The organism is Bacillus sp. JJ864 (genome assembly GCF_036963045.1).
Lineage (GTDB): Bacteria > Bacillota > Bacilli > Bacillales > Bacillaceae_G > Bacillus_A > Bacillus_A pseudomycoides_C.
In genome coordinates this window covers 20,103-36,126 of sequence record NZ_JBALLY010000078.1, presented here as the reverse complement: position 1 = coordinate 36,126, position 16,024 = coordinate 20,103, and the positions used below count along the sequence as shown (strand labels likewise).

Genomic DNA, 16,024 nt, shown 5'->3' with positions numbered 1-16,024 from the left:
AAAGAAATTAGTTGACAGATCTAATTGATAAGCATTATCATTATAATTTTGTATTGAAAAGTTATAAAAACCGTTTTACAATAAGATTAGAATTTTTATCAGTGTTTTTATATATATATTCTCGAGGAGGTAATTCAAAGATGGCAAAATATACAATTGTTGATAAAGATACTTGCATTGCATGTGGAGCTTGCGGAGCTGCTGCACCAGATATTTATGATTACGATGATGAAGGTATTGCATTCGTAACATTAGACGATAACCAAGGTATCGTTGAAATTCCAGATGTATTAATCGATGATATGATGGATGCATTTGAAGGTTGCCCAACAGATTCTATTAAAGTGGCAGATGAAGCATTCGACGGCGACGCATTAAAATTTGAATAGCCTCCAGAAATAACCCTCAAATGATGAGGGTTATTTTTTATTCTATAAAAAATAATACCCCTTCTAAACGAATGGAAACTTGTCGGCAATCAGGCTTTTACAGGATAAAAAAGCATCAGCAGAAAAATATCCACTGATGCAAAATCTTCTATTTATGCATTTTTCATTTTTGCAAACACCCATACTTTTAATCGAGAAAATAAAGGAACAAACACAATTGTTACTATAATTCCTTTAATTAAATTAAAAGGTAAAATTGCTGCCACAATCATTTGACGCATTGCACCGCTAGACATAGCAGGTTGACCTAAGAACCAAGTGTAAGCTGGTAAAATGATGAAATAATTTAGTACACTCATAATTAGTGTCATACAAATTGCCCCTAACATCAATCCAGTTGTTAAACTTTTAATTGTGCGATGTTTACGGAACAAAATAGATGCCGGAAGAATAAAAAGACATCCAGCAATAAAATTCGCCGTTTCCCCTACTGGCACTCCCGTTAAACTTCCTTGGATACCATAATAAAGAACGTTTTTTATCGCTTCTACAATTACACCTGAAAGCGGCCCAAAAATAATTGCTACAATTAATGCTGGGACATCACTAAAATCAATTTTCAAAAACGGTGGTAATCCTGGAAATGGAAAATCCAGCATCATTAGCAAATACGCAATGCTCGATAGCATCGCAATGCTCATCATTTTTACTACACTCTTTTGTTGTTTCATAATTCTTTCTCCTTTTCCATCGATCATCTCATGGAAAGTGGAAAGGTTCTGCTATGCCCTAAAATTCTAGATAAAAAAAACCCTTTGCATCCGAAACGCAAAGGGAGAAATTTTAGGTACATCAAATAGACGTTCAAATGCTTATCTTTTTTGAACGCTTGAACCTCCATCTTCTCCCATCCAGACTGTACTGTCGGCTTTGGAATCGCACCAAATCCTGCCTTAACGGCTCGCGGGCTTAGAACAAATACATGTGTTCATCACCGCCGGTCGGGATTTTCACCCTGCCCCGAAGATAGACCGATATTCTATTTTCCTCATCATTATACAACAACTTTTAAACAATGTGAATGAAAATGCCTCTTTTTCCTTCACATTGCATGACATTCTAATGACTAGTAAATAATATGACAAAAAAGAACATTTTTTCGTGTTTGTCCCTAATTGTTGGCAATTCTCTAGCCATTCATATGCGAAAGTGATAAGATATGATATTGTTAAGAAAACAGCATTTTCTTACAGTGGAGGAAATGTCATGAGTAAAGAAAAAAAACAATCAATTCAAGAAGTTATGAAAAAAAATCTTCGCAAAGAATATTTTTATTTAAAAAAAGAATTACTGTTCTATTGTCCTGTTGACTCAGGAAAATTCTCAAGAGACACATATTATGCTGCCTTTGATATACATGGAATTAGCATATACCAATATGACAAAAACTCAGACAGTAAACTAAAGCTTTGCGAACGACACCCATGGAAAAGCTGGAGAAAAGTCAAAATCGATCATTATTTAACAAAAACCCAATTCGTCTTTCAGGGGGAACGGAATTGGATCCTTTCTTTGTTTCATCAAGGAAAGAAGGCAGAGAAAATTGTTCAAACTAATACATCTTTAGAGATAGAGATTGTTTCTAGACCATTTTTTAAAAAACTGCCGGGTTATCGTTCCAACACAACATTAAATATGTATATTGGAACAATCTGCTATACTGCACTGATTGCATTTGTATTAAAACTGATCGTTCCATTTCAAGTCCAAATTGCTTTGTACTCACTATCCCTTGGCTGTATGTTACTTGGCCTGCTTTGTTTTGTTATCGGCCTTATTGAACCTACTATTGTCCTATTTAGAACAGAAGAAAAAACAAGGGCGAAAGTATTTTATTATTATAGCTATTTAGCAATTTCCGGATTTATCTGCCTGTTTATTTTTTGGTAACAAACGAAAGAGCTAGTCTTCCTAGCTCTTTTTTCAATTAATATGTAATTTTTGCGAAGGATAAATGTTATCTTTTTGTAAGTGGTTTTTCACTTTCAATTCTCCAACAGTTGTACCAAACTTCCTAGCAATGCTCAATAGTGTATCCCCTTTTTGTACAACATATACAGAAGCAGATGCTACCGTATTTTGTTTTTCCCCAAGTATTTGCAGCGGATTAACCGCATATGTTTTCGCTATTGTCCAAGATCCTTTATGAGTTTCTAAATGTAAATGCGCTCCATTAGAATGTCCTGTATTCCCTACTTGTCCAATTATTTGCCCTTGCAAAATCTCTTCTCCCTCCCTCACAAGTCGTTTATTCATATGTGCATATACAGCTTCATAATCTCTATGTTTAATAAATACAACATGACCATAACTATTAGAAAAATAAGATTTTGTTACAATGCCATCATGCATAGCTACAATTGAAGTGCCTATTGGTGCAGCAATATCAATGCCAAAATGCTTTCCATTTCTCGTTCCAAAATAATCACTAATCCGTCCCTCTACCGGCCACGTCCACTGTTTTTCTTCAGCAGCACCTTCTGCTTGTCCTATAAAAAAAACACAAAAGAAAAACAATATAATCTTTAAAGCTTTCATTGTAAATCCTCCGTTTTCTATAATCAACCACACTTTTTCTATTGTGGTTGATTATAGAAAAAAGTATACAAAAAAAGAAAGAGTCTATTTCTCTTTCTTTTCTACTTCATCTCGAAACACAATCGCACTTCTTTCATACTCTACATCGTTTACATGAGAACGAGCATTCACAACCCTTGCAACTGCAAATAAATAATCCGATAAACGATTTACGTATTGCAAAACATGTTCATTTATCTCATCTTGTTTCTTTAAAGAAACAATGCCCCGTTCTGCTCTTCTTGTAACAGTGCGAGCGATATGAATAATCGCTGCTCCTTCACTTCCTCCTGGCAAAATAAAACGTTCCAGCGGCGGTGCTTCTTTTACATATACATCAATCTTTTTCTCTAGAAAAGTAATGATATCCTCCGTTACTTTATACGGAATTTTTTTCTTCACAATCGCTAAATCCCCGCCGCAATCAAACAACTCATGCTGAATCTTTTCAAGTTCTTGATAAATATCTTGAAACAATTCACCTTGCAATAGTGTCATTGCATGCCCAATAAACGAATTCGCCTCATCAAGTGTTCCGTATGCCTCCACACGCAAATCATCCTTATCTACGCGTCCCCCGACAAGACTTGTTCTGCCCTTATCTCCTGTTTTTGTATAGAGCTTCATACTTTTCTCCCTTCTCTTATATACTATTTTACTATATGAATCCATTTTGATTTTCCAACATATAGACTGCTGCTATTCAGAAAAAAAGGAGCTTCCACTCGCTTTTTCTCTTTGTTTAAACTTCGCATGTGGCAGGAAAAGGCCCTGACCGCTTCTATGCATGGCCAGATGCTCTCGCCCACCTAAAAAAAAGATGGTTTTATGTCGCTTTTTAATTTGGATTTATATAGACTAGAGATACTTACCCATAAAAATTCAATTGGTACTCATTAGAGAATTCAGCCCCTACTACTCATTGTTTCACTCTATAAAAAAAGCTTATCAAAAAGATAAGCTTTTCATCATACTTCTGATGGTAAATATACAGAGAATGTTGTACCCTCACCTACCACACTCGACACTGTTATTTTACCCTCATGTCCTCGCACAATGTTTTTGGCAATTGCAAGTCCTAAGCCTGTACCACCTGCTTTCCCGCGTGTACGAGCTTTATCTGCTTTATAAAAACGCTCAAATAAGAACGGAATATCCTCTTCTGGAATACCAACCCCAGAATCTGAAACTTCGAATACAATTCCGTTATTTTTCTCATCAATAATAAGCGATACTTTACCACCGGTATTTGTATGCCTCAACGCATTATCAATTAAATTTGTTAACACTTGTTCCATTCGATCAGGATCAAAAGAATGCTGTTTTATGGAAGTTCGAAAATCAACGAGTAATTGAACCTCTTTTTCCTTTGCTATTCCTTGAAACTTCCGTGCAATCTTTTCAACAAATGGAACGACATCTACCTCTGATATATGTAATTCTACATGACCGCTCTCCATTCGAGCTAAATCTAATAACTCATTCACAAGACGCCCTAATCGGACAGATTCATCATAAATGATTTGCACAAATTCGTGCACTTCTTCTTTCGTTTGAACAATATCATCTAAAATTGCTTCACTATATCCTTGAAGCATAACCATCGGTGTACGTAATTCATGCGAGACATTTGCAATAAAATCTTTCCGCATTTTTTCTAGACGGCGCTCTTCTGTCATATCACGAAGTACTGCAACAGCCCCTCGAATTTTTGTCTGATTGTATAGCGGTGTCATCAATACAACATAATTCCCTTTTTCTAAATTAATTTCCACAACTTGTTGCTGTTCACTTTCTACAACTGAATGGAACAATTCAACAAGCTCAGATGGCAAACTTACACTTACCTCTATCTCTTTTTCTTCATGCCATACTTGTAAGAAACGCTCTGCTGGCGGATTAATTACAACAACTTCTCCTTCTTGATTTAACGTAATAACACCATCGGCCATACTACTTAAAATGCTAGAAAGCTGTTCTTTTTCTTGCTGCAGGGCATTAATATTAAACTTTAATTGTTTCCCCATTTGATTTAAAGCTGTTGCCAATTCACCGATTTCATCTTGCGAAACCGTTGGTACCTTCGCATCAAATTTCCCGCGCGCTACTTCAAAAGCTACTTCACGCATTTTACGAAGCGGTGCTGTAATTCGGGTTGATAAGAAAAACGCAAAGAATGTTGTTAAAATAATTGCAATCCCCGCAGATAAAAAGATAAAATCTGTCGATTTTTCTATTCCCTGTTTTGGTACTTGTAACGATTGGTATACAAAAACTGCACCATCTTTTGATGACTTTAACGGAACACCAACGACCATAATATCATTTTCATGATTCTTCTTGTTTTTTTCATCTGGGACGCTTTTTATTTTTTGTACCTTTTTACGCTCTGTAAATACAGCTTGCAACTCTTTGTCATGTTTTAAATCATCTAATGTTAATGTTACCAATCCTCGTTGAGTCGGAGAAGCAGATACTTTGTCATCCTCTTTAATAATAATAATCCGCGAAAGAGGGTCAGCGAATTTATATGCGATATGTTCTATCGTCTTCTCATCCGCTCCCTCTTCTATTAATTCAGAAACGCTCGTTGCAACATTTGTCAGCCTCGTTTCTCCCATTGTCACATAATAATTGTCGAAAAACTGAGAAAGTAAAATAGCGACAAAGCCCAAGACGAAAGAAACGAGGAGTAAAATGGTCATCCATAGTTTTCCAACAACACTTTTCCAAAGCATCAATCGTTCACAACCTCAAACTTGTAACCAACACCCCATACTGTTACAATCATTTTCGCTGCACTTGCTGATTTTTTACTTAATTTCTCACGCAAACGCTTTACGTGCGTATCAACCGTACGTAAATCACCGAAAAATTCATACTGCCATACTTCTTTTAATAATTGTTCACGGTCAAACACTTTATCCGGTGCCTTCGCTAAAAATAGTAATAATTCATATTCTTTTGGTGTTAAATTCACTTCTTCTCCGTCCGCTGTAACACGATGTGCATCATTATCAATTGTTAAGTGTGGGAATACAATAACATCTTTTGTTGTTGTATCTTGCGTAAAGAATGTTGTTGTAACGGAACGACGGAGTACGGCTTTTACACGCAACACAACTTCACGCGGGCTAAACGGTTTTACGATATAATCATCTGTACCCACTTCAAATCCTTGCACTCGATTTATTTCTTCTCCTTTTGCCGTTAGCATAATAATTGGTGTTGCTTTTTTCTCACGAATCCCTTTACAAACTTCAATACCATCTATTCCAGGCATCATAATATCTAAAAGGATAAGATCATAATCAATTTGCAAGGCTTTTTCTAAAGCCGTTTCTCCGTTGTCAGCTTCATCAATGATGTACTGCTCTCTCTCTAAATACATTTTTAACAAACGACGGATACGATCTTCATCATCTACAATTAAAATCTTTAGTTCATTTTCCATAGCTATCCGCTGTACACATACACGTCACAACGGTTCACACCTACCTTTCTTCAATACAGTCAAACTTTCCTTATGAGAATTAGTTAAATTAATAGGACACATGCTAGCCGTAATTTCCCGTTAAAGCGAAATAACTTTTCACAGACAAACCTCGCCATGATTAGAAAGTTCACCCTTGCATTATGTTTCACATAAATAACAAAATATGTTCATGTTTTTTCCGAAAATATGTATTTTCTCTGAACTATACAATTTGTCCTCGACATCATTTTACAAAATCACTCTATACTTTGTCATGTTTTTCTCAAAAAAGAAAAAAATTTAACAAAATTAAAATAGGAAAGTGACAGTCACCTTCCTATTTTATACCGCAATAATGAACTACACAATAGAATTCGTTGAACTCCAATACTTGTTATGCATACGAATGCAAACCTGCAATCACTAAGTTCACTGCTACAAAGTTAAACATAATAATTGCAAAGCCAATTACTGCAAGCCAAGCTGATTTTTCACCGTGCCACCCTTTCGATAAGCGTAAATGTAAAAACGCTGCATAAAAGAGCCAAGTAATAAGTGCCCAAACCTCTTTTGGATCCCATCCCCAAAAACGTGTCCATGCAATTTGTGCCCATATCATCGCAAAAATTAATGCACCTAACGTAAAGACTGGGAATCCAATTGCGACAGAACGATATCCAATTTCATCAAGTAACTCACTATCAACTTTCTGCAGTGCAGGTTGAATCGCTGCTGCTACTCGTTTTCGTAAAATTAATCTTAGGAGAATATAGAGCCCCGTTCCTACAAATACTGACCAAATCACAGTGTTTAATTTTTTCGCATTGATAATAGCTGGTGTTTCTATTACAGGCTCAAATTTTTCAGCTGTAACTAACTTTCCTTCATGAGGACCGACTAAAGCAGGTAAATTATATATCATTTCTGCTTGTTGCTCATTTTTATTCATCCATTGGAACTTCGCTTCATACTGTACACTTGAAAAAGCAGTTGTTGCTACTATAAATCCAATTACACAAACAAGCGAAAAAATAACTCCTTCCAGCCAAAATGTTTGCTTGCTTTTTTTTGACTGGTCCACATTTTTTAGTAAATATATAACTCCCGTAATAAAACTAATCGATAAAATAGCTTGTCCAGCCGCTGCTGTTGTTACATGAATATGAAGCCAGTTACTTTTTAACGATGGAATAAGCGGATTAATTTCTCTTGGAAACATACTTGCGTAGGCTATTAGTAAAATAGCAACTGGAAGCGCAAATAAGCCAAGTATACTTGTCCGATACATAAAATAAATAATAATAAACGCACCGACCATCATCATACCGAAAAATGTACCAAACTCAAAAAAATTACTAACCGGTGCATGCCCTGATGCAATCCATCTCGTAATAAAATATACTGACTGAGCAGTAAAGCCTAAAATTGTGATGGTTATCCCGACGTTTGCCCACTTTCGCCCTTTTTCTTTTATCGCTCCCCCAAAGAACAGTGTTGCAACTAAATACAATACGAAAGCAGTAAATAAGAAATTACTACTTATTTCTACCATATTCTCTCCCCACCTCAACTAATTTTTTTCTCATTTACTTTATCGTTTGGCTGTGGAATATTTGTCCCTTCTAGCACTTTTTCGATCTCTTTTCGCAAACCATACCAATTTTTATTTGTATGACCAGCAATCCACCATTCATTTTCAACACGCTGCACCCAAATACGACGATGATTCCAATACATCCCCTGGATGACACCTACCATAAAAATAAAGCCTCCTAAAGCGATCACCCAAAGTGTTAAATCTTTCCGAACAGTAAGTGCTGTAACGTTGCGCATTTCTACACCTGCAAAAGACATTTTGTATAAGTTGTTTCCTTCAGGCTCGATATTTTGTTGAATTCCAACAAAACTCACTTCTCCATTTGGCATTTCAGGCGTAAACATTTTAAAGACAAAAGCAGGATTATTAGGAATCTTCGTTTTTGTATTTGGCTTTCCGCTTTCATCAAAGTAAAAATCAGGAAAATAACTTAACAAATGCAGAGAATATCCATTTCCTAAATCGTATGTTTCTTTTGGATTTGCTAGATCAACTGTAATCGGACCCCATTCTTGACCGCCTTCTTTCTTTTTTAAAAAGAAAGACATTTTACTAAATTCGCCTTCTTTAAAATCAACTTGGTACAGAGCATAGTCATCAAATTTAAGAGGGTCATTTACTCGAATGTTATACTCTTTCACTTTCTCAAGCTTCGGCTCTTCACCAGCAACACTTTTCCCGACCACTTTATACAATACAGCATTTGTTTGATAGTTTTTCGCAATCATCTTATTTCCAACTCGATCAATCGCATCATTAAACACTTCATTTTCTTTACTTTTATCATAAACTTCTTTAATAAATTTTTCATTTTTCAAATAATAATTTCCGTCTGTTCCAGGAATTTCTTTCGTTTCACCTTCACGAAGCCAAAGCGATGCATCTACATACATACCAGGGACAAAACGAAGCATCGTTCCAAATAAGAAAATAATAAGACCAATATGATTTACATATGGACCCCAGCGTGAAAAACGACCTTTTTCTGCTAGAATATTATCTCCTTCCACTTGAATATTATATTTTCTCTTTTTCAAGTTCTCTTTCACACATTCAATCTCTTCTTTTGTCGCAAGTGCTGTTCCATATAAGCGCTGTCTTTTTAAAAAACTCGGATGTCTTGTTACCCTTTGTTTTTTGAGCGCCTTATATAAAGGAACAACACGATCTAAACTACATATAACAAGAGAAATCCCAATAGATGCTATCAAAATCATATACCACCAGGAACTATATAAATTATTAAATCCTAATTGATAATACAATTTCCCAAGGAAACCATACTGCTGTTCATAATATTCTCCTGGCGTAACAGTTGGTGGAATATACATTTCTTGCGGAAAAATCGTTCCAATCCCAGACGCGATAAGTGTAATAACAATAAACCATATTCCAACTTTTACGGAAGAAAAAAAGCTCCAAATTTTATCTACCACTGTTTTTGTTTGCGTAATAGAACGCCGCGCGCTCCCTTCATATCGCATATCTAGTAATTTTGTATCCTGCTCATCTTCAAAAGGCTTTCCGCAAGCTTCACAAAAAACTGTACCGATTGGGTTTACATGACCACAATCACATTTTACTTGTCCCAAATTTTCCACCGCCTTTTTTCTTAATTTCTATGTATCTGTGTTTTTTAAGTAAATTAACGAAATACTCAGAAATCTCATGATAGGTACTGAAAGTCCATGTACAGCACCTCGGCTGACGAAGAGCCCTAATAGATTTTCTATACTCTTCTCATTTAAGGAGTAATTTTCTTTAAATATTCTTCCATTTGTTCTTTCGATTGTGTACCTGTAATTTTTTCGATAATCTTGCCATCCTTATCAATTAAAAACGTTGTCGGTAGTGGACCTACACCATATGTATTTAAAATTTCTTGTCCTTTATCAACGGCTACAGGAAATTTCAGCCCATATTGACTCACAAAATTTTTCACTGCGAGTTCTGTTTCGTCTGCATCTAATGCCAATATTTCAACACCTTTTTCCTTATATTTCGGATACAATTCATTCATATATGGCATTTCTTTCTCGCAAGGTTTACACCAGGTTCCCCAGAAATTTAAAAATATCCCTTTTCCTTTCAATTCTTTTAACGTAATCTTTTTACCTTCTAAATCCGTAGCAACGAAGTTTGGTGCTTCTTTTCCTACTTGCACTTTCTCTTTATCAACAAAAAAGTTTTGATATAATGTAAACCCTAATGCCCCTCCTAATAGGAGCAAAATAATTATGCGAAATAATAGTCTATTTTTCTTCATGGTGTCTCTCCTTCCTTAACTGAATAAAGAAGTTTAGCACATACTAAACTTTTCTATAAAAATACCTATTGAAAAACCGACATAAAACCCTTCTTTTTAGGTGGGCAAGAGGATCTGGCCATGCATAGAAGCGGTCAGGTCCTTTTCCTGCCACATGCAAGGTTTAAAACAAAGGGAGAAAGCAAGTAGCAATCATGTATTTTTCTGCATAACAGCGACTTATAAAGAAAAGCAGCGCCGACTGTTTAGGCCTGTTGGCTAAGGTTCTTTCGCATAGAAGGTGTTTTTTACCTTCTCGTGTGGAAGGTTCTTAGACATGAGGGCCTAGGAGGCAGAGCTAGACAAAGATGTCAAAAAATTAAAATGAATCTATATATGTATCCACTTCTATCAGCAAAGATTTCTTTACTGATAGAAGCTTTTATATCCAATACTCAGTATTATCTCGGTTTCGTTGAAGCAAGAGCACGAAGTTGTTTTACTTCATGAGGAGATAATTCTCTTGCATCCCCTGGGCGTAAATTACCTAACTCTAAAAAGGCATAACGTTCACGCTTTAATTTCATCACTTTACATCCAACTGCTTCAAACATTCTACGCACTTGGCGATTTCTTCCCTCATGAATTGTCAATTGTACAATTGCAATCTCTTTACGTTTATCCCAAGAAAGAATTTTCACACGTGCAGGCGCCGTCTTTCCTTCTTCCAGCATAACGCCTTTTTCTAACATACGGATTTTTTCACCAGTTAGCGGACCCTTTACCTTTGCCACATATGTTTTTTCAACCTTGTACTTTGGATGCATTAAAATGTTCGCAAACTCTCCGTCATTTGTCATCAATATTAAACCAGATGTATCATAGTCTAATCGGCCAATTGGAAAAAGACGCTGTGGAATTTCTGCAAAGAAATCTGTGACCACTTTTCTTCCTTTATCATCAGTTACACTCGAAATAACACCCGTTGGTTTATATAATAAAAAGTAAGCAGGTATTTCTTTTTCGAGAGGAATGTTGTTTACTTCAACTTTATCTTGCACACTCACTTTCGTTCCTAGTTCGGTCACGACTTTTCCATTAACCTTAACTTTACCTTGTTGAATGAGTTCTTCTGCTTTTCTTCTCGATGCGATTCCTGCTTGTGCTATTACCTTTTGTAGTCGTTCCATTTCGTTTCTTCACCTCAAATTCATCTTACCTTCATTAGAAGGACTTGGCAACTGTCTAGCCTTGATGGCAGTTCCCCTTACTTACCGTAAACAACATCACCAACTTTATAAGCTAATAAAGGAATAAAATACATTTTTCCTCTTTATTATGATTTACTCCCTTCCATTCGCTTACAACAAATGTTCACGGTTTTGTCAAAAATAATCCATAAAAAAGCCACTATTAAGCACATTCTTAATAGTGGCTGTATCCGTATTATAGTCTAATTTGAATGAAAAATGAACATTTATTACTGAAACATAAGTGAAACAAATACAATTGAGCACACAATCCCAATTAAATCAGCAAATAAGCCAACCTTTAATGCATCACCCATTTTCCGAATCCCAACCGCTCCAAAATAAACTGTTAAAATATAAAAGGTTGTATCTGTACTGCCTTGCATCGTAGACGCAAGTCTCCCAATAAACGAATCTGGTCCATATGTGGCAATTAAATCCGTTGTAATACTTAACCCTGCTGATCCGGAAATAGGACGAATAAGTGCAAGAGGAACAATTTCTGCTGGCACATGGATAGCATCTAACATTGGTTTCATTACATGTATCATTGCATCTAACGCCCCTGAAGCCCGAAAAATGGAAATAGAAACGAGCATACCAACCATAAACGGCAAAATAGATACCGCAATTTGAATTCCTTCTTTCCCACCTTCTACAAATGATTCATACGTCGGTACTTTTTTTATCGTCCCATATAATAGAATAAATCCAATCACACATGGAATAACCCATAAAGAAATCGTATTAACGAGGCTCATTTTTTCTTCCCCTTTCTACTTCTTTTTCGGTAAAAATAACGATCAATCCAAATTGCTCCAATCATAGATAAAATCTGAGCGATAAACGTTACGCCTACAATCTCAGTTGGATTTGCAGAATGATACGTCATCCGAATCGAAATAACAGTAGTGGGAATAAGTGTAATAGCCGATGTATTTAAAGCAAGAAATGTTATCATAGAGCGGCTCGCAAAGTCTCTTCCTCCATTTAACTCTTTTAAATGTTCCATTGCTTTAATCCCCAGCGGTGTGGCTGCATTTCCTAATCCAAAAAAGTTTGCCATCATATTAGATAAGATAAAACCCAGTGCTGGATGATTCTTCGGCACTTCTGGAAAGAGTTTTTTTACAAGAGGCATAAACAATGCAACAAGTTTCTTTAGCAGACCAGCTTCCTCGGCAATTTTCATTAAACCAAGCCAAAAAACAAGAACACTAATCAACCCGATACAAATGGTTACGGCATTTTTTGAACCTTCGAAAACTGCTTTATTCACTTCATCCATCGTTCCATTAAACATTGCATATACAATACCAATTACCGCCATCGCAACCCATATAATATTAACCATCTATTTCCACACCTAACATGTGAGAAAATACTTCTTTAAAATCTTTCCAAAACAAACCTGTAGTCACAATAAGTTTCCGTTTACTATAAAAAAGGTTACGCTCTCCAACTTCTTCATCATTTAAATAGGCAACGGCACGCCCTACTTTTTCTCCATCTATCAGCTTGGCCGATTTATCAAATTCAATTTTCAATGTAACCTTTTTAGCTTCGTCTTCCGTTAGTGGCACTAACAAATCATTTTTCGTATATATATGATTTGTATACTTTTTGTCTTGCAGTTCAGAAAGGGGGCCCTTCGCTACTACCGTAGTTGCTGTATATTGTTTAAATCCTTCATTAAATAAGTACATATGGTCATCCCAATCACTCGAAGCTTGCAATGTTACAACAATCAAATCTAGCCCATCCTTTGATGCAGTTGTTACAAGTGTTCGCCCTGCCTTTTTCGTAAATCCAGTTTTCCCTCCTGTTGCATACTCGTACATAGAAGTAACAAGCTTATGTTTATTTTTCCATGGATAGTCCCATACTTTAGACTGATACGTTTTCGTTCCAAAAATTTTACGAAATGCCTCATTTTCCATGGCATACCTTGTTAACAGTGCCATATCATATGCTGAAGAATAATGTGTCCCATCTCCGTCTAAACCATGTGGATTAGAAAAATGTGTATCCTTCATTCCAATTTGTGCTGCTTTTTCATTCATTAAATAAACGAATCCATCTATACTCCCGCCAACATATTCTGCAATTGCCTGAGCTGCATCATTTCCAGAGCGCAGCATTAAGCCATATACTAAATCTTCCAACGGTACTTTCTGTCCTGGTTTTAAGTAAATCGCTGACCCTTCCACCCGAACTGCTGTATTACTAATGGATACCTTTTCTTTCATTTCCCCTGATTCGGCCGCTAAAAGTGCGGTCATAATTTTTGTAATACTTGCGATTTTTTCAGATTCATGCTCTAACTTTCCATATAATACACGCCCCGAATGTTGCTCCATCAATACAGCATTACGTGCACTAACATTTTTCATTTGCGCATATGTATCATGTGGCAACATACTTGCACATATTATTATAAGTACAATCACGATCCATCTTCTTCGCATATATTCACGTCCTTTTTGGAACTTTTTGTACAAGTGTATGCTTGGACCTTTAAAATATGAATGGAAGTTGATAGAAGGACTAACTGCATAAGTATAGAAAGGCAACTAAAAAAGACGCATTGTGATGCGTCTAATATGGTATCCACTGTAAATTTTTTGCACTTTCAAATCTTTTCTCTACATCTCCCCAGTTGACAATATTCCACCAATTTTTAATATATTCTTCTTTTCGATTTTGATACTGTAAATAATATGCATGCTCCCATACATCCAGTACTAATAAGGGAATTGTATCCCACTGCGTAAATAATTGATGAAGTGTACTTTGTAAAATTTCTAATCGTCCGGAACGAGGTGCCCAAACGAGAATGGCCCAGCCTGAACCTTCCACCTTCGCTGCTGCTTCTGTAAAATGTTTTTGAAAACGTAAATAACTCCCAAAATCTTTTTCAATTTGTCTTGATAAATCTCCGTGCGGGCTACCACCACCACCTTTTTTCATATTGTTCCAAAAAATAGTGTGTAAATAATGTCCTGAACCATGGAAGGCAGCTTCTCTCTCCCAATGCTTTATTAAATCAAATTGATTTGTTTTTCTTGCTTCTGCCATCATCTTCTCCGCTTTATTCAATCCTTCTACATAACTACGATGATGCTTATCGTGGTGCAGCATCATAATTTCCCGTGAGATATAAGGCTCTAGCGCATTATACGGATACGGAAGCGGCGGTAGAGTATGTCCGCCAATTGGTACAGAAGCTTCTACATAATTTCTTTCGTATAAAACATATTGTTCTGAGTCAGGCATTAACGCTTCTTGTAAGTAGTGTTGAATATGTTCGACATCATCACTAATTTCATAAACAAATTCAGCATCGTAGTCATATTCATTTTCTTTTATCCGATCTAGTAGCATTTGAATTTTATATGCAAGCATATGAACATCATACACTTCTGTTGCTCGGCTATCTAATACGTGGAGAACACTTTCGCACCAATTTTCAACTTCATGAAAGTAATCAGTGAACACTTCTTGCTGACTCATATGACACCTCCATCAATATATCCTCTTTAAATGTATTCAAAATTACAGGCGTATATGACGGTTCGAAAAGCAAAAGAAGCTAGGAATTCTCTAGCTTCTTACAGTCGTTAATATTTTTGTATCATTTTCGTTTGATAGTCTGTCTCATAATATTCTAGTTCTTCACGCAACATTTGAAATTTCCCTTCTAGCTCTTTCATCATTTGTTCAATAGAAAAAGGAGGTTGCTTTTGAAACGCAATTGAATTCTTTCCTGTATAAGCTGATCGACTATTTTCATACCAATGATCATTTTTGGGTGAAAAAAACTCTGCAATTACTTGATGATAGATTTTATATAACGTTCTTTCCGCTGCATTTTTTCGAAACGGCGTATTATTCAGTAATACGCAGCAAGCATCTAAACCTTCTTCACAAAATACAAGCAAGCGCCGAATTGAAGTTAACAATCCAGCAAAATATTGTTCATCGCCTTCTGGTGTTTCTTCTAATAATAAAGGTAACGTATGATAGTTTACATATTTTGTCATCACTTCAATTACTTCTCCCAAGAAAACAGTTACTTGCTGCGTTTGGTTTTCAACCATTAAATTGGACATGCTAGTTTCTCCCCCTACCATTTAAGCTAATTTTAAAAGTTGATTTTTCTGTTATGTATTTATTCTGAATCAATCTCTTGACAACACGCCTTACCACCATTATTGTTTCTTCATCAAAATATACGCAAAAGTCTTTTAACGTATTAATATGTTTTGATTTTCGATTTTAAAAACAGATTTCCTTCAAAAGAAATAAATTCTTTCAAAAAATCTTCAAAATAAAGTGGAATTACTTAGTTTTTAGAAGTTAGATTCTTACCGAACATGTATAGCGTACAATGCCTTTTCTACTCTAGTTTGTATATAAGTGGTGAAATGT

16 protein-coding genes and 1 riboswitch are annotated in these 16,024 nt (G+C 35.8%); of the genes, 2 read left to right on the top strand and 14 right to left on the bottom strand.

Annotated features, from left to right (window positions below; translation table 11 throughout):
• Window positions 1-140: 140 nt before the first annotated feature.
• Window positions 141-389, top strand: coding sequence for a ferredoxin (locus V7024_RS13030; RefSeq protein ID WP_017152544.1), 249 nt, complete (start codon window positions 141-143; stop codon window positions 387-389).
• Window positions 390-541: 152 nt separating this feature from the next.
• On the opposite strand, the gene V7024_RS13025 is transcribed toward V7024_RS13030, so the two are convergent.
• Window positions 542-1,120 (bottom strand): ECF transporter S component, encoded by a 579-nt coding sequence (locus V7024_RS13025; protein ID WP_335520589.1) that lies wholly within the window; start codon window positions 1,118-1,120, stop codon window positions 542-544.
• Window positions 1,121-1,284: 164 nt separating this feature from the next.
• A riboswitch (FMN riboswitch) is annotated at window positions 1,285-1,421 on the bottom strand.
• A 234-nt stretch (window positions 1,422-1,655) separates the two neighbouring features.
• Here V7024_RS13025 and V7024_RS13020 point away from each other — a divergent pair.
• A complete protein-coding gene (locus tag V7024_RS13020) occupies window positions 1,656-2,339 on the top strand; it encodes a hypothetical protein (RefSeq protein ID WP_335520586.1) in 684 nt (227 codons plus the stop codon).
• Between the two features lie 33 nt (window positions 2,340-2,372).
• Here V7024_RS13020 and V7024_RS13015 read toward each other — a convergent pair whose 3' ends face one another.
• The 13 genes from V7024_RS13015 to V7024_RS12955 all read right to left on the bottom strand — a co-directional run bounded on the left by V7024_RS13015 (window position 2,373) and on the right by V7024_RS12955 (window position 15,705).
• Entirely contained in the window at window positions 2,373-2,987 is a 615-nt protein-coding gene (locus V7024_RS13015) for a peptidoglycan DD-metalloendopeptidase family protein (RefSeq protein ID WP_335520585.1), read from the bottom strand.
• 84 nt (window positions 2,988-3,071) lie between these two features.
• Window positions 3,072-3,653: a cob(I)yrinic acid a,c-diamide adenosyltransferase gene (locus V7024_RS13010; protein WP_335520582.1), complete on the bottom strand. Its 582-nt coding sequence runs from the start codon at window positions 3,651-3,653 to the stop codon at window positions 3,072-3,074.
• Between the two features lie 341 nt (window positions 3,654-3,994).
• On the bottom strand, window positions 3,995-5,731 hold the full coding sequence (locus V7024_RS13005) for an ATP-binding protein (protein WP_335520808.1): 1,737 nt from the start codon (window positions 5,729-5,731) through the stop codon (window positions 3,995-3,997).
• Between the two features lie 32 nt (window positions 5,732-5,763).
• Window positions 5,764-6,480 (bottom strand): response regulator transcription factor, encoded by a 717-nt coding sequence (locus tag V7024_RS13000; RefSeq protein ID WP_335520579.1) that lies wholly within the window; start codon window positions 6,478-6,480, stop codon window positions 5,764-5,766.
• Window positions 6,481-6,895: 415 nt separating this feature from the next.
• On the bottom strand, window positions 6,896-8,053 hold the full coding sequence (ccsB, locus tag V7024_RS12995; protein WP_335520576.1) for a c-type cytochrome biogenesis protein CcsB: 1,158 nt from the start codon (window positions 8,051-8,053) through the stop codon (window positions 6,896-6,898).
• 14 nt (window positions 8,054-8,067) lie between these two features.
• Entirely contained in the window at window positions 8,068-9,690 is a 1,623-nt protein-coding gene (resB, locus tag V7024_RS12990) for a cytochrome c biogenesis protein ResB (protein ID WP_335520574.1), read from the bottom strand.
• Between the two features lie 152 nt (window positions 9,691-9,842).
• Complete coding sequence (gene resA, locus V7024_RS12985) at window positions 9,843-10,364, bottom strand: thiol-disulfide oxidoreductase ResA (RefSeq protein ID WP_335520571.1); 522 nt, start codon at window positions 10,362-10,364, stop codon at window positions 9,843-9,845.
• Window positions 10,365-10,804: 440 nt separating this feature from the next.
• Complete coding sequence (gene rluB, locus V7024_RS12980) at window positions 10,805-11,533, bottom strand: 23S rRNA pseudouridine(2605) synthase RluB (RefSeq protein WP_335520568.1); 729 nt, start codon at window positions 11,531-11,533, stop codon at window positions 10,805-10,807.
• Window positions 11,534-11,823: 290 nt separating this feature from the next.
• Window positions 11,824-12,354, bottom strand: coding sequence for a spore maturation protein SpmB (gene spmB, locus V7024_RS12975; RefSeq protein ID WP_098915351.1), 531 nt, complete (start codon window positions 12,352-12,354; stop codon window positions 11,824-11,826).
• Complete coding sequence (locus tag V7024_RS12970) at window positions 12,351-12,947, bottom strand: nucleoside recognition domain-containing protein (RefSeq protein ID WP_335520563.1); 597 nt, start codon at window positions 12,945-12,947, stop codon at window positions 12,351-12,353. Before V7024_RS12970 ends, spmB begins: the two co-directional genes overlap by 4 nt.
• Window positions 12,940-14,061, bottom strand: a complete 1,122-nt coding sequence (locus V7024_RS12965) for a D-alanyl-D-alanine carboxypeptidase family protein (protein ID WP_335520560.1) — start codon at window positions 14,059-14,061, stop codon at window positions 12,940-12,942. Before V7024_RS12965 ends, V7024_RS12970 begins: the two co-directional genes overlap by 8 nt.
• 130 nt (window positions 14,062-14,191) lie before the next feature.
• Window positions 14,192-15,106 carry a superoxide dismutase gene (locus V7024_RS12960; RefSeq protein WP_335520556.1) on the bottom strand — a complete coding sequence of 305 codons (915 nt, stop codon included), beginning with the start codon at window positions 15,104-15,106 and terminating at the stop codon, window positions 14,192-14,194.
• Window positions 15,107-15,213: 107 nt separating this feature from the next.
• Window positions 15,214-15,705: a DUF3907 family protein gene (locus V7024_RS12955; RefSeq protein ID WP_335520553.1), complete on the bottom strand. Its 492-nt coding sequence runs from the start codon at window positions 15,703-15,705 to the stop codon at window positions 15,214-15,216.
• Window positions 15,706-16,024 lie beyond the last annotated feature (319 nt).

Excerpts from the sequence above, each read along its gene's own strand:
- V7024_RS13030 (WP_017152544.1), top strand. The coding sequence starts at position 141 with ATGGCAAAATATACAATTGTTGATAAAGATACTTGCATTGCATGTGGA.
- V7024_RS13025 (WP_335520589.1), bottom strand. The coding sequence starts at position 1,120 with ATGAAACAACAAAAGAGTGTAGTAAAAATGATGAGCATTGCGATGCTA.
- V7024_RS13020 (WP_335520586.1), top strand. The coding sequence starts at position 1,656 with ATGAGTAAAGAAAAAAAACAATCAATTCAAGAAGTTATGAAAAAAAAT.
- V7024_RS13015 (WP_335520585.1), bottom strand. The coding sequence starts at position 2,987 with ATGAAAGCTTTAAAGATTATATTGTTTTTCTTTTGTGTTTTTTTTATA.
- V7024_RS13010 (WP_335520582.1), bottom strand. The coding sequence starts at position 3,653 with ATGAAGCTCTATACAAAAACAGGAGATAAGGGCAGAACAAGTCTTGTC.
- V7024_RS13005 (WP_335520808.1), bottom strand. The coding sequence starts at position 5,731 with ATGACCATTTTACTCCTCGTTTCTTTCGTCTTGGGCTTTGTCGCTATT.
- V7024_RS13000 (WP_335520579.1), bottom strand. The coding sequence starts at position 6,480 with ATGGAAAATGAACTAAAGATTTTAATTGTAGATGATGAAGATCGTATC.
- ccsB (WP_335520576.1), bottom strand. The coding sequence starts at position 8,053 with ATGGTAGAAATAAGTAGTAATTTCTTATTTACTGCTTTCGTATTGTAT.
- resA (WP_335520571.1), bottom strand. The coding sequence starts at position 10,364 with ATGAAGAAAAATAGACTATTATTTCGCATAATTATTTTGCTCCTATTA.
- rluB (WP_335520568.1), bottom strand. The coding sequence starts at position 11,533 with ATGGAACGACTACAAAAGGTAATAGCACAAGCAGGAATCGCATCGAGA.
- spmB (WP_098915351.1), bottom strand. The coding sequence starts at position 12,354 with ATGAGCCTCGTTAATACGATTTCTTTATGGGTTATTCCATGTGTGATT.
- V7024_RS12970 (WP_335520563.1), bottom strand. The coding sequence starts at position 12,947 with ATGGTTAATATTATATGGGTTGCGATGGCGGTAATTGGTATTGTATAT.
- V7024_RS12965 (WP_335520560.1), bottom strand. The coding sequence starts at position 14,061 with ATGCGAAGAAGATGGATCGTGATTGTACTTATAATAATATGTGCAAGT.
- V7024_RS12960 (WP_335520556.1), bottom strand. The coding sequence starts at position 15,106 with ATGAGTCAGCAAGAAGTGTTCACTGATTACTTTCATGAAGTTGAAAAT.
- V7024_RS12955 (WP_335520553.1), bottom strand. The coding sequence starts at position 15,705 with ATGTCCAATTTAATGGTTGAAAACCAAACGCAGCAAGTAACTGTTTTC.